Annotated in this window: 1 protein-coding gene; it reads left to right on the forward strand. The window is 57.5% G+C overall.

Annotated elements, in window-relative coordinates; translation table 11 throughout:
- Positions 1-60 precede the first annotated feature (60 nt).
- Positions 61-525, forward strand: a complete 465-nt coding sequence (locus ACR0EL_RS22515) for a (2Fe-2S)-binding protein (protein ID WP_170397127.1) — start codon at positions 61-63, stop codon at positions 523-525.
- The last annotated feature ends 85 nt before the right edge of the window (positions 526-610 follow it).

Raw genomic sequence — 610 nt, forward strand, 5'->3', positions numbered from 1 at the left:
ACAAGCTGACACTTTTCATTAATTATGTCAGAAACTAGCCAAAGCTAAGAGAGGTGCGCCATGGCGACGGCCCTTAAGATCAACGGAAAGACCCATCAGGTTGATCTGCCTGATGATGTGCCCTTGTTATGGGTTCTGCGTGATGAGGTTGGACTAACCGGTACCAAGTTCGGCTGTGGTGTGGCTGCCTGCGGTGCCTGCACCGTTCATATTGATGGTGAGGCCGTGCGGTCCTGCCAGGTAGCGCTCTCGGATGTTTGGGGTGATGTCACCACGATCGAGGGGCTTGGCACGCCTGACGCCATGGCAACGATCCAGAAGGCCTGGGTTGACCACCAAGTGGCGCAATGTGGTTACTGCCAGTCGGGCCAGATCATGCAGGCCGCATCGCTACTGGCTGAAAACCCGGCCCCAACGGACGAAGACATCGACGATGCGATGCAAGGCAACCTTTGCCGCTGTGGCACCTATCCTCGCATCCGCGCGGCCATCCACGATGCCGCTGCCAAGTTGAAGGAGGCTTGAGCCATGGGACGTATCGGTAAAATCGTTCGCCGCACATTCCTGATCGGATCTGCCGCCATCGTAGGTGGAGTGGCCTTCGGTGCCT

It is taken from the genome of Ruegeria sp. AH12 (assembly GCF_056541465.1).